The 19,644-nt window shown below is 65.3% G+C and carries 21 protein-coding genes and 2 tRNA genes; 14 read left to right on the forward strand and 9 right to left on the reverse strand.

Going from position 1 to position 19,644, the window contains the following annotated elements; genetic code table 11:
- Positions 1-146: 146 nt before the first annotated feature.
- The 8 genes from SMA01S_RS07405 (at position 147) to SMA01S_RS07440 (ending at position 6,111) form a co-directional block, all read left to right on the forward strand.
- A complete protein-coding gene (locus tag SMA01S_RS07405) occupies positions 147-854 on the forward strand; it encodes a response regulator transcription factor (RefSeq protein ID WP_066819881.1) in 708 nt (235 codons plus the stop codon).
- Positions 823-2,400 (forward strand): sensor histidine kinase, encoded by a 1,578-nt coding sequence (locus tag SMA01S_RS07410; RefSeq protein ID WP_066819882.1) that lies wholly within the window; start codon positions 823-825, stop codon positions 2,398-2,400. Before SMA01S_RS07405 ends, SMA01S_RS07410 begins: the two co-directional genes overlap by 32 nt.
- 10 nt (positions 2,401-2,410) lie before the next feature.
- Positions 2,411-2,851, forward strand: coding sequence for an HPr kinase/phosphorylase (locus SMA01S_RS07415; RefSeq protein ID WP_066819963.1), 441 nt, complete (start codon positions 2,411-2,413; stop codon positions 2,849-2,851).
- The gene (rapZ, locus tag SMA01S_RS07420; protein WP_066819884.1) at positions 2,848-3,765 is read left to right on the forward strand and encodes an RNase adapter RapZ; all 918 of its coding nucleotides are present in this window, start codon (positions 2,848-2,850) and stop codon (positions 3,763-3,765) included. Before SMA01S_RS07415 ends, rapZ begins: the two co-directional genes overlap by 4 nt.
- A 10-nt stretch (positions 3,766-3,775) precedes the next feature.
- Positions 3,776-4,183 carry a PTS sugar transporter subunit IIA gene (locus SMA01S_RS07425; RefSeq protein WP_066810665.1) on the forward strand — a complete coding sequence of 136 codons (408 nt, stop codon included), beginning with the start codon at positions 3,776-3,778 and terminating at the stop codon, positions 4,181-4,183.
- Complete coding sequence (locus SMA01S_RS07430) at positions 4,183-4,455, forward strand: HPr family phosphocarrier protein (protein ID WP_066819886.1); 273 nt, start codon at positions 4,183-4,185, stop codon at positions 4,453-4,455. The genes SMA01S_RS07425 and SMA01S_RS07430 overlap by 1 nt, the downstream gene beginning before the upstream one ends.
- Before the next feature lie 115 nt (positions 4,456-4,570).
- On the forward strand, positions 4,571-5,371 hold the full coding sequence (locus SMA01S_RS07435) for a TrmH family RNA methyltransferase (RefSeq protein WP_066819888.1): 801 nt from the start codon (positions 4,571-4,573) through the stop codon (positions 5,369-5,371).
- Positions 5,372-5,433: 62 nt separating this feature from the next.
- Entirely contained in the window at positions 5,434-6,111 is a 678-nt protein-coding gene (locus SMA01S_RS07440; RefSeq protein ID WP_066819890.1) for an META domain-containing protein, read from the forward strand.
- 43 nt (positions 6,112-6,154) lie between these two features.
- Here the strand turns inward: SMA01S_RS07440 and SMA01S_RS07445 are convergent, their stop codons facing one another.
- Both SMA01S_RS07445 and SMA01S_RS07450 read right to left on the reverse strand, forming a co-directional pair.
- A complete protein-coding gene (locus SMA01S_RS07445; protein ID WP_066819892.1) occupies positions 6,155-6,847 on the reverse strand; it encodes a tetratricopeptide repeat protein in 693 nt (230 codons plus the stop codon).
- 27 nt (positions 6,848-6,874) lie between these two features.
- Positions 6,875-8,206, reverse strand: a complete 1,332-nt coding sequence (locus SMA01S_RS07450) for a DNA recombination protein RmuC (RefSeq protein ID WP_439654305.1) — start codon at positions 8,204-8,206, stop codon at positions 6,875-6,877.
- 144 nt (positions 8,207-8,350) lie between these two features.
- Between SMA01S_RS07450 and SMA01S_RS07455 the strand changes: the two genes are divergently transcribed.
- Entirely contained in the window at positions 8,351-10,015 is a 1,665-nt protein-coding gene (locus SMA01S_RS07455; RefSeq protein WP_066819896.1) for a formate--tetrahydrofolate ligase, read from the forward strand.
- A 32-nt stretch (positions 10,016-10,047) separates the two neighbouring features.
- Here the strand turns inward: SMA01S_RS07455 and SMA01S_RS07460 are convergent, their stop codons facing one another.
- The 4 genes from SMA01S_RS07460 to SMA01S_RS07475 all read right to left on the reverse strand — a co-directional run bounded on the left by SMA01S_RS07460 (position 10,048) and on the right by SMA01S_RS07475 (position 12,125).
- The gene (locus SMA01S_RS07460; RefSeq protein WP_066819898.1) at positions 10,048-10,344 is read right to left on the reverse strand and encodes a GIY-YIG nuclease family protein; all 297 of its coding nucleotides are present in this window, start codon (positions 10,342-10,344) and stop codon (positions 10,048-10,050) included.
- Between the two features lie 87 nt (positions 10,345-10,431).
- The gene (locus tag SMA01S_RS07465; protein ID WP_245649194.1) at positions 10,432-10,785 is read right to left on the reverse strand and encodes a GFA family protein; all 354 of its coding nucleotides are present in this window, start codon (positions 10,783-10,785) and stop codon (positions 10,432-10,434) included.
- On the reverse strand, positions 10,782-11,306 hold the full coding sequence (gene def, locus SMA01S_RS07470; protein WP_066819900.1) for a peptide deformylase: 525 nt from the start codon (positions 11,304-11,306) through the stop codon (positions 10,782-10,784). Before def ends, SMA01S_RS07465 begins: the two co-directional genes overlap by 4 nt.
- A gap of 117 nt (positions 11,307-11,423) precedes the next feature.
- A complete protein-coding gene (locus SMA01S_RS07475) occupies positions 11,424-12,125 on the reverse strand; it encodes a DUF3108 domain-containing protein (RefSeq protein ID WP_157093856.1) in 702 nt (233 codons plus the stop codon).
- A gap of 202 nt (positions 12,126-12,327) precedes the next feature.
- Here SMA01S_RS07475 and SMA01S_RS07480 point away from each other — a divergent pair, with 202 nt between their 5' ends.
- Positions 12,328-12,597, forward strand: coding sequence for an acylphosphatase (locus tag SMA01S_RS07480; protein WP_066819904.1), 270 nt, complete (start codon positions 12,328-12,330; stop codon positions 12,595-12,597).
- A 71-nt stretch (positions 12,598-12,668) separates the two neighbouring features.
- Here the strand turns inward: SMA01S_RS07480 and ettA are convergent, their stop codons facing one another.
- Positions 12,669-14,348 carry an energy-dependent translational throttle protein EttA gene (ettA, locus tag SMA01S_RS07485; protein WP_066819906.1) on the reverse strand — a complete coding sequence of 560 codons (1,680 nt, stop codon included), beginning with the start codon at positions 14,346-14,348 and terminating at the stop codon, positions 12,669-12,671.
- Positions 14,349-14,528: 180 nt separating this feature from the next.
- On the opposite strand from ettA, the gene SMA01S_RS07490 reads away from it, so the two are divergent.
- From SMA01S_RS07490 to SMA01S_RS07505, 4 genes are all read left to right on the forward strand, one after another.
- Positions 14,529-15,941, forward strand: coding sequence for a M20/M25/M40 family metallo-hydrolase (locus SMA01S_RS07490; protein ID WP_066819908.1), 1,413 nt, complete (start codon positions 14,529-14,531; stop codon positions 15,939-15,941).
- A 150-nt stretch (positions 15,942-16,091) separates the two neighbouring features.
- On the forward strand, positions 16,092-16,352 hold the full coding sequence (locus SMA01S_RS07495) for a hypothetical protein (protein WP_066591159.1): 261 nt from the start codon (positions 16,092-16,094) through the stop codon (positions 16,350-16,352).
- Between the two features lie 119 nt (positions 16,353-16,471).
- Positions 16,472-16,548, forward strand: a tRNA-Pro gene (locus SMA01S_RS07500).
- A gap of 262 nt (positions 16,549-16,810) precedes the next feature.
- Positions 16,811-16,887 (forward strand) — tRNA-Ile (locus tag SMA01S_RS07505).
- Here the strand turns inward: SMA01S_RS07505 and SMA01S_RS07510 are convergent.
- Both SMA01S_RS07510 and SMA01S_RS07515 read right to left on the reverse strand, forming a co-directional pair.
- Entirely contained in the window at positions 16,866-17,882 is a 1,017-nt protein-coding gene (locus tag SMA01S_RS07510) for a polysaccharide deacetylase family protein (RefSeq protein ID WP_245649195.1), read from the reverse strand. The genes SMA01S_RS07505 and SMA01S_RS07510 overlap by 22 nt on opposite strands.
- Position 17,883: 1 nt before the next feature.
- A complete protein-coding gene (locus SMA01S_RS07515) occupies positions 17,884-19,584 on the reverse strand; it encodes a sensor histidine kinase (protein ID WP_369405660.1) in 1,701 nt (566 codons plus the stop codon).
- Between the last annotated feature and the right edge of the window lie 60 nt (positions 19,585-19,644).

A 19,644-nucleotide genomic window follows, 5' to 3' on the forward strand; every position in this document is an offset into this window, starting at 1 on the left:
CTGCGGGTTTACCCCGCATACGTATGCATCCTCGTTATCCCGGGCGCATAGAACTGCTCCATGCGCCCGTCAAATGGGCGAATGGTTTACCCCCGCAAAGGTTTCGCCTAGGCGTGTCCGCAACAAGTTTTGGGAATGTCCCTACGATGACGGCCACCATCGCGCTCGTCGATGACGATCGCAACATCCTGACGTCGGTGTCGATCGCGCTGCAGGCCGAGGGTTTCCTGACCCGGGTCTATTCGGACGGCGAGACCGCGTTGAAAGCGCTGGTCGACAACCCGCCGGATCTGGCGATCTTCGACGTGAAGATGCCGCGGATGGACGGGCTGGAGCTGTTGCGGCGGCTTCGCGAGAAGAATCAGGTTCCGGTCATCTTCCTGACCAGCAAGGACGACGAGCTCGACGAGGCGCTGGGTCTCGCGATGGGCGCGGACGATTATATCGCCAAGCCGTTCAGCCAGCGCCTGTTGATCGCCCGCATCCGCGCGATCCTGCGCCGCACCGAACTGAGCCAGGCCAGCGCGGGCAGCGACGAACCACCCGCGGAAACCGCGATCGACCGCGGCCGGCTGCAGATGGACCCGGCGCGGCATCGTGTAACCTGGGCCGGCGACAATGTGACGTTGACGGTGACCGAATTCCTGATCCTCGAGGCGCTCGCCCAGCGGCCCGGCGTGGTCAAGACGCGCAACCAGCTGATGGATGCGGCGTATCAGGACGACATCTATGTCGACGACCGCACGATCGACAGCCACATCAAGCGCGTCCGGCGCAAGTTCCGCGAGGTCGATGCCGAATTCGATGCGATCGAAACGCTCTATGGCGCCGGCTACCGCTTCTCGGAGGAGTGAGGCGGAGGGTGAAGGCCGTGACCTGACGCTGAAATGGTCGGGTCGGATTTCGCTCACCGCGCGCATTCTCGCGCTCAATATCTTCGCGCTGGCGTTGCTCGCGGGCGGGTTCTTCTATCTGGATTCGTATCGAACGCGGATCCTCGACAACCGCACCGCCCAGGCGAGTCGCGAGGCACGGCTGATCGCGGCAGCGATGGTGTCGACGCCGGCCGACCACCGCAGCGACCTAGCGCTGCGCCTCGCCCGCGATACTGACACGCGCATCCGGCTGTTCGCCGCCGACGGTACGCCGGTCGCCGATACGCGCGCGATGGGCCTACGCAATTTCGTGCTGGTCGACCCCAACAAGGAGGGTTGGGGTCTGCAGGCGGCGCGCTTCTTGGATGCGATCATCGATACCGTGGTCAACGCCCCCCGCGCACCGCTCTATCGCGAGCGCAAGGCCGGCACCGAATGGCCCGACGTCCGCACCGCGCGCACCACGCAAGCCGCACCGGCAACGGTGTGGCGCGCGCCCGATCGTACACCCGTCATCACCGCGGCGGCGGGTCTCGGCGACGGCGAGGTTGTCATGACGACAGTCAACGCCCGCGACGTCACCCAGACCGTGCGGCTCGAACGTTTCCGTCTGGGAGTCGTGCTGGCGATCGTTACGCTGGTGTCGATCTTCCTGTCGCTGTTCCTGGCGCGGACGATCGTGCGACCGTTGCGCCGGCTGTCGCGCGCCGCGGTCCGGGTCCGGCTAGGGCGCGCGCGCGAAGTCGTCGTCCCGCGGCTGCCATCGCGCCGCGACGAGATCGGCAGCCTCGCCCGTGCGCTGAGCGACATGAGCCAGGCGCTGCGGGCGCGGATCGACGCCACCGAAGCCTTCGCCGCCGACGTTACGCACGAAATGAAGAACCCGCTCGCCTCGCTGCGATCCGCCGTCGATGGGCTGGCGAACGTCAAGGATCCGGCGCTGCAGGAGCGGCTGCTGGCGATCGTACGCGACGACGTCCACCGGCTCGACCGGCTGATCACCGACATCTCGGAGGCGTCGCGGCTCGACGCCCAGCTCAGCCGCGCCAAGTTCGACGCGGTCGACGTGCTGGCGATGCTCGCCGCGCTGATCGAGCAGCGCGGCACGCGCGGGATCGAACGTGGCGTGCGCATCCGGTTCGACAATCGCGTGCGCGGCGATGCGCTGGTGATGGGCGAAGGCGCGCGACTGGAACGGGTGTTCGAAAATCTGTTCGACAACGCCGTTTCCTTCTCTCCCGACAATGGCCTGATCACCGTCGCTGCGACACTTTCCGACGACGATCTGGTGATCCGCGTCGAAGATGAAGGTCCCGGCGTCCCCGAAGAAGCGCGCGAAGCGGTATTCCGGCGTTTCCAGTCGATCCGCCCGGAAAATGAGGAATTCGGCAAGCATTCCGGGCTAGGCCTCGCCATTGCGCGGACGATCGTCGAGGGGCATCAGGGCACCATCGCGGTCGAATCGCGTGAAGACCGTCTGAGTGGGGCCAGATTCGTCGTCAGGCTACCGCTCGCTCCAGGCTAGGGAGGCAGCCATCGCGACCGGGCTCTCATTTGAAACCCTCCATGTTTCCAGCGTCGCCATCGACGGGCGCGCTGTGTTGATCGAAGGCGAATCGGGAGCCGGCAAGTCCGACCTCGCGCTGCGCCTGATCGATCGCGGCGCTACGCTGATCAGCGACGATTACACTTTGCTCCAGCGCGCCGGTGGCGAACTGATCGCGTCGCCGCCCGATACGATCGCCGGCAAGATCGAGGTACGCGGCCTGGGCCTCATCGAGACTCCATATGTTGAGAAGATCCCGGTAGCCCTGCTCATTCGCCTGACCGACGCGCCCGAGCGGTTGCCGCTGGCGGATGACGTCCGCCGCATCGCCGGCCTCGACATCCGCGAGGTCGCAGTCGATTCGCGCACGGCCTCGGCGCCGATCAAGGTCGAACTCGCCTTGCGGCACCTGGTCGGCGCGAAGGCGTGACTCGCGCCAAGGAGATCCTGCTCGTCACCGGCCTGTCGGGAGCCGGCAAGTCGACCGTGCTCAAGACCCTCGAGGATCTCGGCTGGGAAACCGTCGACAACCTCCCGCTCCGATTGCTCGACCGATTGCTGAGCACGCCCCTATCGGAGAGCACCGAGAGCGATTCACCGCTCGCGGTCGGGATCGGCGCCCGGACCCGCGACTTCGACCCCGACAGCATCGTCAAACGCATCAAGAAACTGCGCGCCGAGCATGGCTACGACATCGGCACGCTGTTCCTCGATTGCAGCGGCGCGGAGCTCGAGCGGCGTTATGCCGAGACGCGGCGGCGCCATCCGCTCGCGCTCGATCGTCCGGCGAGTGACGGCATCGCACGCGAACGCGAGTTGCTCGCCCCGTTGCGGCGCTGGGCCAACCGGCTGATCGACACGACCGATCTGTCGTCGAACGAGTTGGCGCAACAAGTGCGCGCGACCTTCGGCGGCGACGGCCTGGGCGAGCCGACTCTGTCGGTCATGTCATTCGGCTATGCTCGCGGTATCCCGCGCAATGCCGATTTGATGTTCGACATGCGATTCCTGCGCAATCCGCATTGGGACGAGAAATTGCGCCCCGGAACGGGACTCGACCCCAATGTGGCGGCCTATGTCGCGGCGGATCCGGCCTATGATGACGCCATGAAGCAGATCGAGGAGCTGCTGCTGCTCCTCCTCCCGCGCTATCGCGCCGAGGGAAAAGCCTATGTTACCATAGCCTTCGGCTGCACCGGCGGGCGCCATCGGTCGGTTCATGTCGCGGAACGGGTCGCGAAGCGGTTGCGCGACGCCGGGTTTTCGCCCACGGTCACGCATCGAGATCTGGGGGCGGCACCGCAGGACTCCTTGGAGGGTGCGCCGCGGACGGGTTTGGGATAGTAAGCAACGCATGATCGGTCTGGTTTTGGTGACGCACGGACGGCTCGCGTCCGAGTTCGTGACCGCAATGGAACATGTCGTAGGTCCGCAGGAGCGCGTCGAAGCGATCGCGATCGGCCCTGACGACGATATGGAAGCGCGCCGCGCCGATATCGCCACGGCGATCGGCAAGGTCGATGACGGCAAGGGCGTGATCGTCCTGACCGACCTGTTCGGCGGCACGCCCTCGAACCTGGCAATCTCGCTGCTCGAACGCGGGCGAGTCGAAGTGATCGCCGGAATCAACCTGCCGATGCTGATCCGCCTGGCATCGGCGCGCAAGTCGATGAAGGTCGTGGACGCGGTGATCGCGGCGCGTGAGGCAGGGCGGAAATATATCGCGGTGGCATCCGAGGCACTCGGCGAGGCCGCTGCCTGATGCCGGCGATCAGCCGCACAGTGCAGATCGTCAACAAGCGCGGCCTGCATGCGCGGGCATCGGCTAAGTTCGTCACCCTCGCCTCGACCCAGTCGGTCGAGATCCAGGTCGTCAAGGATGGTCCCGCCGTCACCGGCACCTCGATCATGGGGCTGATGATGCTGGGCGCGGCGATGGGCGACACGATCACGATCAGCGCGGATGGCGACGGCGCGGAGAGTGCGGTCGGCGCGCTGTGCGAGCTGGTCGAGGCCAAGTTCGGCGAGGATTGAGCGAGCGCAGGCGACATAGCGGCGCTATGTCGCCGAATGGCGCCGCTCCGGCCGGCGTCGTGCAACGACGACCGACGGCGTGGCTTTGCCACGCCACAACGCGATAGGTCCCTTCATGCCCCGCGAGATCACCGCCTTCTCCAACACCCTGGTCAAGCGTGTCCGCAGCCTGCGCGACAAGAAGCATCGCAAGGCCGAGGGGCTGTTTCTGGCCGAGGGTCTGCGCATCCTGACCGAGGCGCGCGAAGCGGGGCGCCTCCCCCACTATCTATTCTTCGCCGCCGATAGCGCGAAGCATCCCCTGGTCCTCGCCTTGATCGACGCCGTGGAAGCCGCAGGGGGGGAAGCGATCGAGACCAGCCACGACATCCTCTCCAAATTGTCGGGCAAGGACAATCCGCAAGCAGTCGTCGGGGTATTTCCCGAATTCACCACCCCGCTCGAGGCGCTCGACCGTTCGACCGCAGCGATCTGGCTGGTCGCCGAGCGGCTGCGCGATCCAGGCAATCTCGGCACCATCCTGCGTACCGGGGATGCCGTCGGCGCCGGCGGCCTGATCCTGATCGACGATTGCGTCGATCCCTTTTCGGTCGAGGCAGTGCGCGCGAGCATGGGCGCGCTGTTCACGGTGCCGATCGCCCAGGCGCGCTGGGACGAATTCCTGCCCTGGTTGCGCTCCGGGCCGGGCCAACTCGTCGGGCTCAGCCTGCAGACCGACCATGATTATCGCGGCGCGAGCTACCAAAAACCGACCTTCCTGCTCACCGGCAACGAGGCGCAGGGCCTGCCCGAAGCCTATGAGGCCGAATGCGACCTGCTGGTCAAATTGCCGATGCTGGGCAAGGCCGACAGCCTGAACGCCGCGGTAGCGACCGCGGTGATGGCGTATGAAGTGCTCGCCCAACATCGCGGCTGAATATGGCCGACATGGCCGGTTTAGCCGGATTGGGCTATAAGCCCGGGCGAAGGAGAGATGCCATGAAGCTCGCTGCGACCCTCGCCCTCCCCGCGCTGTTCCTCGCTTTGCCCGCCTCGGCCAGGACCGAAACCTATCGCGCCGTCGGCACCGAACCCGGTTGGACTCTGACCATCGAACGCGGCTGGATCACTTATGCCGGCGATTATGGAAAGACCCGGATCCGGATCAAGGCGCCCGCTGCGCGGCCCAGTTTCAACGGACGGCGCTATGTCACGCGGCGGATCGTCGTCGATATCACCCGCGCGCCGTGCAGCGACGGGATGAGCGACCGCAAATTTCCCGACCGCGTCACCGTCACGATCGGCCGACGCAGCGTCAAAGGCTGTGGCGGCGATCCCATGCTGGACAAAGCCGCGCTCGACGGGTCGCGCTGGACGATTGCCAGCATCGACGGACGCCCGATCCGCACTGCCCGTGCGACCGAGATACGCTTCGAGGGCGACCGCATCACGGGGAACGCCGGCTGCAACAGCTTCGGCGGCGGCTATCGCATCGACCATGGCCGTCTGAGCGCAAGCCGGGTGGTCTCGACCAAGATGGCGTGTCCGGGGCCGGGCATGGCGGTCGAGGGCAAGTTCCTGGCGATCATCGCCGGCCCTGCTCGCATCGCGATCCGCGACCGAACGCTCACCTTGTCGAGCGCCAGCGGCACCGCCACGCTGACTCGCACCGACTGAACGGCCGCAGACTATAGCGTTCGCGCTAGTCAGGCGAACGACGTCAGGTCGTCTTCTTGCGCTGTTCCTTGATATATTCGATCTCGCCCAGCGACTTGGGTTCGTCGGGGATGATCGCCAGGCACTTGCGATAGGCTGCTTCGGCGTCATCGAGCCGCCCGAGTTCCACCAGGTCGTAACCCATTCCGCGAAAAGACACGCACCGCTCGTAATCGCGCCGCTCCGGCGTGAAATTGGCCGCTGCCTCGGCGTTCATATAGGCGTCGATGGAGCGCTGCCATTCTTTCTTCTTGAGAAAGACATAGGCTAATTCATTGAGATAGCGAGAATGCTTCGGAGCGAATGTAACCAGTCGCTCGAATGTCGATTGGGCATCGTCGAGGCGATCGAGATCGACCAGGGCGAATGCCTTGACATAGAGCGCCTCGCACCATGTCGGCGGCACGAGGCGGACGGTGTCTGCGCCCCCGTCGGCCGTGGTCAGATAATAGCCCTCCTGTTCGGCGGTTTGCGAACAGAAGATGTGGCGTTTCTCGCCCGAAAAGTCCTCCTCGAACGACGCCACGACGGGGTCGACCATCGACAAGGCACGCGCCGGATCGCCGGCCTGAATGGCGGAGAATGCGCTCCCGATCGTTGCCAAGGCACCGGAGTCGCTATCCCTATGTTGTCCCGCGGCACTCACCGGCAATGCAGCCAGCATCGCCGCAACCAACAAGCCAGTCATTTTCGTCATCGACCCGCTCCCCAACAGGCACGAGGATCACCCCTCCGACGAACGATCCCCTATCTCGCCGACCGACGCAAGCTTCACCAGCGGGCGTGGCGACTGCTCCACCATCGGCGGCGACTCGATTGCCCGCCCGCCCGTGTCGATATTGAAATCCTCGAACCGTTTGGCCTGGGTCAGCACTTGCGTCTCCAGGCTGCCGACGAACGCGTTATAGGCATCGTTGGCGAGCCCGATATTGCGCCCCAACCGCGCGACGTGGCCGCCCATCACCGACAAGCGGGCGTAAAGCTCCTTGCCCAGTTCGGCGATCTGCCGCGCTTCTCCGGCCAGTTTCTCCTGCCGCCAGACCGCGGCGACGGTTCGCGCGATCGCGATCAAATTGGTCGGCGTCGCCAGCAGGACGCGACGATCAAACGCAAAATCCCACAGGGTCGGATCCTGCTCGAGCGCGGCGGACAGGAAATGCTCTCCGGGCACGAACATGATCACGTAATCGGGCGCGTCGTCGAATTGCGTCCAATAGGCCTTGGCGCCGAGCGCCTGGACATGCGCGCGCATCGACGCCGCGTGGCGCACCAGCCCGGCGGCCCGTTCCGTGTCGTCGATCGCGCCGAACGCGTCCTGATAATCGTTGAGCGACACCTTGGCGTCGATCACCAGCGCATTGCCGCCTGGCACGCGGATGATGACGTCGGGCCTGAGCCGCCCGCCCTCGCCATCGTCGACGCTGACTTCCGCCTGGAAATCGGCATGTTCGCTCAGCCCGCACGTCTCGAGCACGTTGCGCAACTGCTGCTCGCCCCAGCGACCGCGCGCCTTGGGCGCGTTGCGCAGGGCATTGACCAGCTTTGAGGCTTCGGAGCGGACCGATTCCTGTCCGACCCGCATCGCCTCTATCTGTCCGTGGAGCGTGCCGAACGCGTCGCGGCGATCGGCCTCTACCTTGGCCACACCCTCTTCGTAGCGCTGGAGACGCTCATGGACGGGCTGGAGCAAGGCGCGGAGATGCTGGCCGCTGGTCGCTTCGGATTCCTTGAACCGCTCGTCGGCACGCTGAAGGAACTTGGTCTGGGCGTCGTCGAGCAGCCGCTGGCCGACCTCGGCGAATTGCGCGGCCAGCGCGTCCTTCGCCGCGACGATCTCGGTCAGCCGCGCTTCGAACGCCGCCTCGCGCTCGCGCGACGCCGCCTGGTGCGCATCGAGGGCGCGCATCGTCGTGTCGCGCGCGGCGGTCACTTCGATCAATTGCCGCCGCGTCGCTTCATGCTGCTCGGCATGGACCTTGGCCGCAGCCAATTCGGCCACGCCGCGGCGCGACGCGAACAGCCAGCCGATCACCAGTCCGACGACGAGAGCACCCAACCCAACGATCAACGTTTCAACCACAATTCACCCGCAAGACCCGACCAATCGCCGGAACATAGATCGAACGGCGATGCCAGGACAGCCCCAATTTCGTTACGACTGCGGGGTGACGACGACCGCTTGGGGCGGCTAAGAACGCGCATGCTCTCCGATATCGAGATTTCGCGCGCCGCGACGCTCCGGCCCATCCAACAGATCGCCGAGAAGGCGGGGATTTCGGTGGACGCGGTCGAGCCCTATGGCAAATACAAGGCCAAGCTGATCCGCGAGCACCTCCCGGTCCCGCGTGACCTCGGCAAATTGATCCTGGTCACCGCGATCAGTCCGACCCCTGCCGGCGAAGGCAAATCGACCACCTCGGTCGGGCTCGCCGACGCGCTCAACCGGATCGGCAAGAAGACGATGCTGGCGCTGCGCGAGCCGAGCCTGGGGCCGTGCTTCGGCACCAAGGGCGGCGCCACCGGCGGCGGCTATGCCCAGGTGGTGCCGATGGAGGACATCAACCTTCATTTCACTGGCGATTTCCACGCCATCACCAGCGCGCACAATCTGCTCGCGGCGATGATCGACAATCATATTCATTGGGGCAACGCGCTCGATATCGACGTGCGCCGGATCGTCTGGCGGCGTGTGCTCGACATGAACGACCGCGCGCTGCGCGACATCGCGCAGTCGCTCGGTGGCGTCGCCAACGGTTTCCCGCGTGAGAGCGGGTTCGACATCACTGTCGCAAGCGAGGTGATGGCGATCCTGTGCCTCGCCGAGGATCTGGAGGATCTCGAAGTACGGCTCGGCAGGATCGTCGTTGCCTATACGCGCGATCGCCAGCCCGTCACCGCGCGCGACCTCAAGGCGGATGGCGCCATGGCGGTGCTGCTCGCCGAGGCGATCAAGCCCAATCTGGTCCAGACGTTGGAGGGCAATCCGGCGCTGATCCATGGCGGTCCGTTCGCCAATATCGCGCATGGCTGCAATTCGGTGATCGCGACCAACACCGCGCTCGGCCTGGCCGATTATGTCGTGACCGAAGCCGGGTTCGGGGCGGATTTGGGCGCGGAGAAGTTCTTCGACATCAAATGTCGCCAGGCCGACCTCAAGCCTTCCGCGGCGGTAGTCGTCGCGACGATCCGCGCGCTCAAGATGAATGGCGGCATCGTCAAAGCCGATCTCGGCCTGCCTGATCCTGAGGCGGTGCGCCGCGGCGGGGTCAATCTCGCGCGGCATCTGGAGAATGTCCGCCAATTCGGCGTCCCCGTGGTCGTCGCGATCAACCGCTTCGACAGCGACACCGAGGACGAGATGCGCGTCGTGCGCGAGATCGCTGCCGCCAATGGCTGCAAGGCGATCATCTGCACGCACTGGGCCGACGGCAGCGCCGGCGCCGAGGCTCTGGCGCATCACGTCGCGGCGCTAGCCGATGGCGGCGGTGCGCAGTTCGCTCCGCTATACGACGATGCGATGCCGCTGTTCGACAAGATCAACACCGTCGCCACGCGCCTCTATCGCGCCGAACATGCCACCGCCGAGCCGAGCGTGCTGGCGCAGCTGAAACGCTGGGAGGATGCAGGATACAGCCATCTGCCCGTCTGTATGGCGAAAACGCAGTACAGTTTCTCCACCGATCCCGCGGCGTTGGGGGCACCGGTTGGGCATATCGTCCCGGTACGTGAGGTACGACTGGCCGCCGGCGCCGGCTTCGTCGTCGCGATCTGCGGCGAGATCATGACCATGCCGGGATTGCCGCGCGTGCCGGCGGCGGAGGGAATTCGCATCGGCCCGGCTGGCGCGATCGAGGGGTTGTTCTGAGCCAAGCCGTCACCCCAGCGAAAGCTGGGGTCTCACGCGATCACGCGATCCGAGAACAAGTCCTCCCAGCCGGGATTAACGTGTTCGATCAACTCGATCTTCCAAGCGCGTTTCCACGCTTTCAGTGCCTTTTCACGCGCGATAGCATATTCGATTTCATCATGCAGTTCGGCCAAGACCAAGGTCTTGATCCCATAGCGCCGGCAATAAGCCGACCCGACGTCTCGGCGATGCTGATCGACACGTTCCGCCAGATAGGCTGTTACACCGACGTAGAGCATACCCCTTGGCTTGCTCGCCATGATGTACGTCCAGCCGCCTTTCGCCATGACGCGAGGCTAGCCGCTATGGCTCGAGATGCCAGCTTTCGCTGGCATGACGGCCTATTGGTATGACGGCTTTATTGGGCTTAGCGCCTAGACCGGATACACCCCGTCGAACGGCACGATCGTCGCGGTCAGGCCGTGATCTTCGTCGAGGCACCGCCAGTTCACGCTGATCGCGTCGGGATGCGAGCGCGGGCGGTAGAAGCTCTTGATCCCGCAATGCTGGCAGAACAGGTGCCGTGCGCGCCCCGATCCGAAGCGATAGAGCGTGAGGTCGCCGCGCCCCTCGGTCTGGCGAAAACGCGGCTCGGGGACGATCAGGTGAAGATAGCCGGTCATCTTGCAGACCGAGCAATCGCAGTCGAGCAGCTCGACCTCGGGACTCTCGAGCCGCACCTCAAACCGGACGTGGCCGCAATGACAGCCGCCTTCGACGGTGATCAAGCCGCCTTCCGAGCCTTGGCCAGCTTTTTCATGATCATGTCGCGCTTGAGCCGCGAGATGTGGTCGGTGAACAGCACGCCGTTCAAATGGTCGATCTCGTGCTGGATGCACGTCGCCATCAGGCCGTCCATCTCTTCCTCATGCTGCTTGCCGTCGCCGTCGAGCCATTTCACGCGGCAGCGCGCAGGACGCGCGACTTCGGCATATTGCTCGGGGATCGACAGGCAGCCTTCATTATAGACCGCCATCTCGTCGCTGACCCAGAGCAGTTCGGGGTTCACGAACGCGGCCGGCTTGCGCACGGGCTCGCCACCTTCTTCCTCGGGCTCCTGCAGGTCGATCACGACGAGGCGCTTCTCGATTCCGACCTGGGTCGCGGCGAGGCCGATGCCCCGGGCTGCATACATCGTCTCGAACATGTCGGCGAGCGTGGCGCGGATCGCTTCGTCGACTTGGCTGACAGGCGCGGCAACGGCGCGCAGGCCGGGATCGGGTACTTCGAGAATGGTAAGAACAGTCATGTCGTGTCAGCTATGAAAGCGCCGCTGGCGCGTCAAGGATGGTTCCCCCGGAAACGCCGTCGATTTACGCGAAGCCCGGCGAATTTTCGCGCAGAGGCGTGACGCAAAGCTTGAGCTTCACCTGATCAACCCGGAACAATCGCCGCCCAGGGCCGAGCGCACACCACCCACGTCGACCGCGAGCAACCGGCGATCGGCTTTCGCGACCAGGTAGGTGATCGTCATATCCGATCGCGTGCCGGCCTCGATTTCCCAGGCCGCTATCGGCCCGCCATCGGATACCCCTGCCGAAATGGAACGCCGGACGTCGATCCTCGTCACGCCCGGTCCGCGACCGAAATGGAACACGGGCACTTCGAAATGCGCACCCTCGGCAAGCGGCAGCGCGGCCAGGACGAATTCGATCGTCTCCTCGTCCCACACCGGCCCCGCCAACGGAACGGTGGTCGTTTGGCGTCGTCCGTCCCCGCCTGTGACCGTTCCGCGCGCGCTGCCGTCGCGATAGCGCACCGACAGGTTGGTCTCGCCATCGGTCTCCTCGATCGTGCGGATCGGCCGTAGGCTGGGAAATGCCACTTCGATCCGGCTGGTCAGCAGCGGACCGGCGTTGAAGCGCGAGGCGACCATGATCATCAGCCGCCTGCTGTCGAGGCGCTCGACGCGGCGCAGGACGTTGCCTGCCGATTTGCCCTGCTCCAGTGCAGCGACTGTGTAACAAGCGTCGCCGACCGGCAGCAGCGCACCGTCGATCGGCGGCGGATTTTCCGGAGGCGTGGCCGTGGCCGCCGCCCAGATCAGCAAGGCGGGGATTATCGGCACATATCCTCCTGATTTCGTCTGCCTCCCTAGCTGCCTCTTTCGGTTCGGCGCAAATTCGCGGCAGTCGCCGCCGGATTGCCCCACTGACACGCTGGGCTGCGGATCATAATGCTACGGTTCGGTACGGCCGATGCTAGACTCACCGCGATTAGTGGGGATCAACCCCGCGGTCGTGTCAAAAGGGTTGTAGTTTATGGGGATAATGCAGCGGGTCGTGGTGTCCGGTAAAGTGCACCAGGTCGGCTTCAGGGATTTTGCCATCCGCAAGGCACAGGCCTTGGGGGTCACCGGCTGGGTGCGCAACCGCAACGACGGCACGGTCGAGATATTGGCGTCCGGGGAGGAGGATGCGGTCGCTTCGCTGGTCGAGGCGTGCCGCGCTGGCCCGCCATTGGCGCGGGTCGACCATGTCGAAGCCTATGTCGAAGCGGGCCAGCCGGTGAAAGGATTTACCAAGCGGTTCACCGCTTAGCGGCCTGAACACCCCTATCGGGCAGAAAAAAGGCTCCGCCGTCACCTGACAGCGGAGCCTTTTTCGATCGTTCAGCGAGTCAGCTTCTTGTACGCCAGCGCGGTCGGACGATCCGCAGCGTCGCCCAAACGGCGACGCTTGTCTTCCTCGTACGATTCGAAATTCCCCTCGAACCATTCGACATGGCTGTTGCCCTCGAACGCCAGGATGTGCGTCGCCAGGCGATCGAGGAAGAAGCGGTCGTGGCTGATGACCACGGCGCAGCCGGCGAAATTCTCGATCGCTTCCTCGAGCGCGCCGAGCGTTTCGACGTCGAGGTCGTTGGTCGGTTCGTCGAGCAGCAGGACGTTTCCGCCGCGCTTGAGCATCTTGGCGATATTGACGCGATTGCGCTCACCGCCAGACAGCTTGCCGACGTTCTTCTGCTGGTCGGCGCCCTTGAAGTTGAACGCGCCGACATAGGCCCGGGTCGACTGGTCGAAGCCGTTGACCTTCATGTAATCGAGCCCGTCGGAGATTTCCTCCCAGACGTTTTTCTTGTCGTCGAGGTGATCGCGGCTCTGGTCGACATAGCCGAGCCGGACGGTGGTGCCGATGTCGATCGTTCCCGAATCCGGCTTTTCCGCTCCGGTGATGAGCTTGAACAAGGTCGACTTGCCCGCGCCGTTCGGCCCGATCACGCCGACGATGCCGCCGGCCGGCAACGTGAACGACAGATTCTCGAACAGCAATTTGTCGCCATAGCTCTTCGTCAGATTCTCGACCTCGATCACCTTGCCGCCCAGCCGTTCGGGCACCTGGATGACGATCTGCGCCTTGCCGGGCGAGCGGTTCTGCTGCGCCTCGACCAACTGATCGAACTTGGCGATACGCGCTTTCGACTTGGTCTGGCGCGCCTTGGCGCCCTGCCGGATCCATTCGAGCTCGTCCTTGATCGCCTTCTGGCGTCCGGACTCCTCGCGCTCTTCCTGCTCGAGCCGCTTGGATTTCTTCTCGAGATAGGTCGAATAATTGCCTTCGTACGGGAAGTACTTGCCGCGGTCGATCTCGAGGATCCAGCCGACCACATTGTCGAGGAAATAGCGGTCGTGGGTGATCATCAGCACCGCGCCCGCATATTCCTTCAGATGGTTTTCCAGCCATTCGACGCTTTCCGCGTCGAGGTGGTTGGTCGGTTCGTCGAGCAGCAGGATCGACGGCTTCTGGATCAGCAAACGCGTCAGCGCGACGCGGCGCTTCTCACCGCCAGACAGATTCTGCACCGGCGAGTCCGACGGCGGGCAGCGCAATGCTTCCATCGCCAGTTCGAGCTGGCTGTCGAGCGTCCAGCCGTCGACCGCGTCGATCTTGCCCTGGAGATCGCCCATCTCCTCCATCAGCGCGTCGAAATCGGTGTCGTCCTTGGGATCGCCCATTTCGGCCGAGATCGCGTTGAAGCGATCGACCATGTCGGCGACTCCCCGCGCGCCGTCCTTGACGTTCTCGAGCACCGACTTGTTCGGATCGAGCTCCGGCTCCTGCGCGAGATAGCCGACGGTGACGTTCTCACCCGGCCATGCCTCGCCCGAAAAGTCCTGGTCGATGCCGGCCATGATCTTCATCAGAGTCGATTTGCCGGCGCCGTTGGGGCCGACGATGCCGATCTTCGCACCGTGATAGAATTGCAGGTTGATGTTGCTCAGCACCGGCTTCGGGGCGCCGGGGAAGGACTTGGTCATGTCCTTCATGACATATGCGTATTGGGCGGCCATGCGGCACGTTGCTCCGTGGTTTGAAATTGCCGGAAAAGTAGAGCGGGCAGATAGCGATTGGGTGGCCGATTGGAAAGCCCCGGCGGCTTGCCGGACCGAGTGCTTCGGCTCTAAGCAGCAGGTCTCCCCAAACGCCGTCCGGCGCCACGGGGCTCCGTTCGTCGCAGGAGACCTGAACTTATGCGCATCCCGCTGATGCTGTCTGTCGCCACGCTTGCCCTGGCCGTTCCCACACTTGCCCTCGCACAGCGCGCCGCTGGCCCTGTGGCGGCCAAGGTCGATCCCGCGGTCGCCAAGGCGCGCGATGCTGCGCTCAAGGACCAGGTCGCGTGGGATATCGTCGAGGATTTGACGACCGAAGTCGGCCAGCGGCTGGCGGCAACCGAAGCCGAAGCGCGTGCCCGCGCCTGGGCGGTGATCCGGCTGAAGAAGCTCGGTTTCCAGAACGTCCATGTCGAAACCTACAAGATGCCCGTCTGGATCCGCGGCGCGGAGACGGCGGAGATCGTCGGCCCCTACCCACAGAAGCTCGTGATCACCGCGCTCGGCCGGTCGGGCGCGACCCCGCCAGAGGGCATCACCGCGCCGGTCGTCTATTTCCCGACGCTCGGCGACCTGATCGCTGCGCCCGATGGCAGCTTGAAGGGCAAAATCGCTTTCATCTCTAACCAGATGAAGGCAACGCAGGACGGCAGCGGTTATGGCGCTTATGGTGGCGCGCGCTTCATCGGCCCCAATATCGCCGCCAAGAAAGGCGCGGTCGCGACCGTCATCCGATCGATCGGTAGCGACAAGGGTCGCTGGCCGCATACTGGCGGGACCAACTGGACGCCGGGCGTGACCCCGATCCCCGCGGGCGCGCTGTCGGTCGCGGACGCCGAGCAGCTCGAACGTATCTTCGCGCGCACCGACAAGGTGACGATGAAACTGGTCCTCACCCCGCAGACGCTGCCCGACGCTGAATCGGGCAATGTCGTCGCCGAGGTACCCGGCACCGACCCCAAGGCCGGCACGATCCTGATCGGCGGCCATCTCGACAGCTGGGATCTCGCCACTGGCGCGATCGACGACGGCGCCGGGATCGCGATCACCACCGCGGCGGCCAAGCGCCTGCTCGACGGCCCGCGTCCGCGCCGCACCATCCGGGTCGTCTGGTTCGGTGCCGAGGAGCCCGGCGGGTTCGGTGGCGCGGCCTATGCCAAGGCGCATGCCGGCGAGAAGTTCGCGATGGCGAGCGAATCCGATTTCGGGGCCGACAATGTCTGGCGGTTCAACACCAACCTGCCCGACAGCGCCAAGGCGGTCGGCGACCGGCTCGCGGCGGCCCTGGCGCCACTCGGTATCGTCCGCGGCAAGGATGTCGCTGGCGGCGGGACCGATGTCGGCCCGGTGCTGGCGACCGGGGTTCCCGCGGTAACGCTTGCCCAATCGGGCCAGCGTTACTTCGACTGGCACCACACGCCCGAGGACACGCTCGACAAGATCGATCCGGAACAGCTGCGCCAGAACGTCGCCGCCTGGACCACGGTTCTGTCCATCGTCGCCAATGCGCCTGAAGAATTCGGACCAGTGACGCCCAATACGAGCGAGTGAATCCAGCGACGGAGAGCCCGGTTGGACGCAAACCGGAGACGCGCGACAATTTGGTCGTTGACCGTCACAATGTCGCCGTTATTCCTCCAGGCTCGCGAAGGGCAGTTCGGCCCGGCTGCGAAACGACGGTAATTTTTTGGGAGCACCCAAATGAAGAAGATCGCCATTGTTCTCGCCGCCGCGAGCCTGGTGTCCCTGGCGGCCTGCAAGTCGCAGACCCCGGCCGCGGCGAATGCCGACGCGGTAGCGGACAATCTGGCAGCCGAAGCCGACAATCTCTCGGATCAGGCCAGCGACCTCACCAACAACACCGCGGCTGCCGCGGTCAGCAACGCGTCCGACAGCCTGAACAATGCGGCCGATTCGATCCGCGCCGAAGCGGCGAACACCGCGGCCCCGGCCAAGAAGTAAGATTCGCACCGTCGGGCATCGCCCGCCGGCACGATAGAGGGGCGGTTCCTCCGGGAGCCGCCCTTTCTTCTTTGCCGACTTGCCGCCCGCAATAATGCCGCCTAGAGGATCGCCCGCGTCGGGGAGTGGCGCAGCCTGGTAGCGCATCTGGTTTGGGACCAGAGGGTCGCAGGTTCGAATCCTGTCTCCCCGACCATTCGTTTTACGGAATCAGCGGGCGTCCGAGGGATGTCCGCCCGCAAAACTCCCGAGTGCAAACGAGGGGATGTATTTTGCGATCTGGGGTCGCATCGCTTTCTGCGGAAAACCGGTGCCCACTTTTCCGCGCTATGCTCCTGTCGCTTGCTAAATGCCGGCGCGGGAGTAAATCCCGCGCCGTCGGTCCTCGCTGACGCGAGGCCGTCCGGCGTGCGGCGTCTCGTTGATTGCTCCGCTATCAACGTGCGCCTTCGTAGGTGGGGCCTGTAGCTCAACTGGTTAGAGCTGGCCGCTCATAACGGCTAGGTTGCGGGTTCAAGTCCTGCCGGGCCCACCAGCGCCGCCAGCCGTCGCCGCTGCGATCACATCGTCCAGACCTGCTGCCGTGGCGCCGAGCCGATCGAGTTCGGCCAATACCTTGTCCCACCAATCCCAAAATGCCGCCAGATCCGCCTTATCCTTCACATAGGGCGTGTGTCCGGGCGCGAGCGAGGGCGAGTGGAAGGCGAAGCTCAGCACGCGAACGCCCTCGCCGATCGCGACACGAATCGCTTCCAATGCCTCGCGCACCGGAATCCCCTCTGGCGTCAGCGGAATGCGCTGGAGCAGCCCGGATCGTGCGAGCACTGCCCTCCCCTTCGGGATGCGCCCGGCGGTCCGATAGAGCGCCATCCCGCCCGAGCGCGCGACGCCGGTGAAGACTGTGGTCAGCGGCAACTCCACGATCCCGCCGGCACGAAAGGCATGATTGCCGAGCGCGGAGAAATCGGGACCACCCTCGTTCCCATAGTCGAAGCCGGGCCGCATCGAACTGTCGAGGCGATAGCCATGCGTCGCCAGCAGATCGAAACTTGCCGGACCCAGGCCATAACGCCCGGCGCGATAGGCGGTTGGACGCGTTCCGAAGCCAGTCGTGATCGCGTCGGTCAGCGAAATCAGCTTCGCTTCTTCGAGCGCGCGCGGCAGGTTGCCGGCGAAGCTGTTGGCCGGAGTCAGTGCTTCGTCGAACGGCGGATTGACCCAGGGATGAAGCTGCGTCCCCACTGCCGTGCCGCCGGTCAGCAACGGCCCGATCAGGTCGATCGCGCGCGGGTCGGTGGCGATCGGGTGGTCGACCATCAGCGCGAGCGGCACGCCGGCCGCAGCGAATCTGGCGTGTGCCGCTGGAAGCGCTGCCACGGTCGAAACCGACCGGTTCTCGCGCGCGAGCGGCTTGCTCCAGTCGAACTCCTCTTCGGTGTCGACGAATACGACGAAGCGCGTGCCGAACGAGTCAGGCCAGGTGACGAGGTCGCCGGTCGCCGGCGGTTGCGGACGGAACGCTACGGTCACGTCAATTGGAAGAGAGTTGCCCCACGCCGTGATCCAACGCCGCCGGCAAGCGCAATGTCAAGCGCTGCTCGCCGATCTTCAGGCTGCCGCCGAGTTCGCCGGCCAGGTTACGCGCCAGCCTGAGCCCGAACGCGGTGCCGAGCAACGTGCCTTCCTGGTCCTCGCCTTCGAGCGACAGCAGAGCTTCACCCGGCCATGCGGCGAAAGCGCGCGGGCGCTCGACGGCGATCCGTGCCTGGCCATCCTTCGACCATGCCCTGATCGCGATCCGTTCGCCGATCCCGCTGGCGCCGACCGCCAATGCCATCAACCTGCTGATCAGGCGGCCGACGGCGACCTCGTCACCGGCAATAGCCAGCCCGGCCGGCCCGCTATCGATATCGACCACCGATTGCCGGAGCAGCATCAACGGTTCGAGGTCGCGCGCGGCGCGATCGAGCAGCGGGGCTATCTCGACCACGCCGGGGCGCAGGACCAAGGCGTCTTGTTCGATCCGCGCGGCGGTGTCGACGTCGTCGATCGCGGCGATCAGGTCATGAGTGTCGTGGCGAATCGCCGCGGCGCGTTCGCGATAGGCGTCGGGCGCCGGTCCGAGCACTTGCGCCTCGATCATCTCGGCGAAGCCCGAAATCGCGTTGGTCGGCGTGCGCAATTCATGGACCAATGCGCGCAGCGCCTCGGGCGACGGGCTGTTCTTGGGCACGGGTTCGGCGCGCTGGTCTGCGCGCGGACGCCGCGCCACGCCGCGATAGCCGGTGAACCGGCCGCTGGCCGGGTCGAATGCGGGTGTCGCCGACAATTGCCATTGTCCGGCGGCGGGCGACGAACCGGCAATCACCAGGCGCGCATCCGCGAACGACGCACGACGGCGGAACGCGCCGCTGACCACGCCGTCGACCTGCGCGGAGCCAGTGCCGAGCAACACGCCGATCAGCGGTTCGCGCGGCGCCCCGTCGACCCAGCGGATCGTGCCCGTGGCATCGGTTTCGAAGCAGAAATGATCGATCGGCCCGTCGCTGGCGATCGTTCGCGGTGGACGACCCAGGCCGCCATGGTCGCGCTGATAAGCATCGATCCGGGCGACCAGATCGGCGATCTGGAACGGGCCTCTTGGCGCGGGTGCTGGGCTCGCGTCATTGGCCGGTGCGCCGGCAGGCGATTCGACACGATGCGGCGTTTCGCTGGCGATCGGCCGATCCGGTACGATACTGGCGACGGACGCGATGGGCGCGACCTCCTCGATGGCGGAGGTCACTGACTCCGGCTCGCCACCGGGGCGCGGCAGTGCAAAATCCGACCGCCCGAAACTGTCGAGTGCGCGCACCGTCTCGGCGGGCAAGTCGCGACGATGGCGCAGCAACGACCGCGAGGTGGGCGGCAAATCGGGCAACATTGCGCGCCATTCCTCGCCGGTCAGCCGCGCCACCGCGATCACCGGTGCAGCGACCGACGGCTCGTCTTCGGCGAATAGCCGGACGAGTTCCGCGGGCGGATTGGCGAAGGCGAGGCTGCGCGCGCTCGCCGCGCGGGTCCGCGTCGGCACTCGCGGCCGGATCGCCCGCAATTGCTCGATCGCCTTCGCGTCCGGAGCCGCCCGGCGACGCCCAATCAGGTCGGTCAGCTGACGCCATGCCGATTGCGCGCCGAACGACGTTGCCATATCGGCGCCGAGTACGGTGTCGAGGCTGTCGTCGAAACGCAAGAACGGGGCCCTCGGATCGCGCGGAACCGCCGCGCCTAAGAATTTCTTAACCGCAGTGCG

Origin of the sequence: Sphingomonas mali NBRC 15500 (assembly GCF_001598415.1) — a bacterium.
GTDB classification, from domain to species: Bacteria; Pseudomonadota; Alphaproteobacteria; order Sphingomonadales; family Sphingomonadaceae; genus Sphingomonas; species Sphingomonas mali.

Bases quoted from the DNA above. Each gene is read 5' to 3' on its own strand.
- SMA01S_RS07410 (WP_066819882.1), top strand. From the start codon at position 823: ATGGCGCCGGCTACCGCTTCTCGGAGGAGTGAGGCGGAGGGTGAAGGC.
- SMA01S_RS07405 (WP_066819881.1), top strand. From the start codon at position 147: ATGACGGCCACCATCGCGCTCGTCGATGACGATCGCAACATCCTGACG.
- SMA01S_RS07495 (WP_066591159.1), top strand. From the start codon at position 16,092: ATGAAGAAGATCGCCATTGTTCTCGCCGCCGCGAGCCTGGTGTCCCTG.
- SMA01S_RS07455 (WP_066819896.1), top strand. From the start codon at position 8,351: ATGCTCTCCGATATCGAGATTTCGCGCGCCGCGACGCTCCGGCCCATC.
- SMA01S_RS07435 (WP_066819888.1), top strand. From the start codon at position 4,571: ATGCCCCGCGAGATCACCGCCTTCTCCAACACCCTGGTCAAGCGTGTC.
- SMA01S_RS07480 (WP_066819904.1), top strand. From the start codon at position 12,328: ATGCAGCGGGTCGTGGTGTCCGGTAAAGTGCACCAGGTCGGCTTCAGG.
- def (WP_066819900.1), bottom strand. From the start codon at position 11,306: ATGACTGTTCTTACCATTCTCGAAGTACCCGATCCCGGCCTGCGCGCC.
- SMA01S_RS07490 (WP_066819908.1), top strand. From the start codon at position 14,529: ATGCGCATCCCGCTGATGCTGTCTGTCGCCACGCTTGCCCTGGCCGTT.
- SMA01S_RS07460 (WP_066819898.1), bottom strand. From the start codon at position 10,344: ATGGCGAAAGGCGGCTGGACGTACATCATGGCGAGCAAGCCAAGGGGT.
- ettA (WP_066819906.1), bottom strand. From the start codon at position 14,348: ATGGCCGCCCAATACGCATATGTCATGAAGGACATGACCAAGTCCTTC.
- SMA01S_RS07430 (WP_066819886.1), top strand. From the start codon at position 4,183: ATGCCGGCGATCAGCCGCACAGTGCAGATCGTCAACAAGCGCGGCCTG.
- SMA01S_RS07445 (WP_066819892.1), bottom strand. From the start codon at position 6,847: ATGACGAAAATGACTGGCTTGTTGGTTGCGGCGATGCTGGCTGCATTG.
- SMA01S_RS07440 (WP_066819890.1), top strand. From the start codon at position 5,434: ATGAAGCTCGCTGCGACCCTCGCCCTCCCCGCGCTGTTCCTCGCTTTG.
- SMA01S_RS07425 (WP_066810665.1), top strand. From the start codon at position 3,776: ATGATCGGTCTGGTTTTGGTGACGCACGGACGGCTCGCGTCCGAGTTC.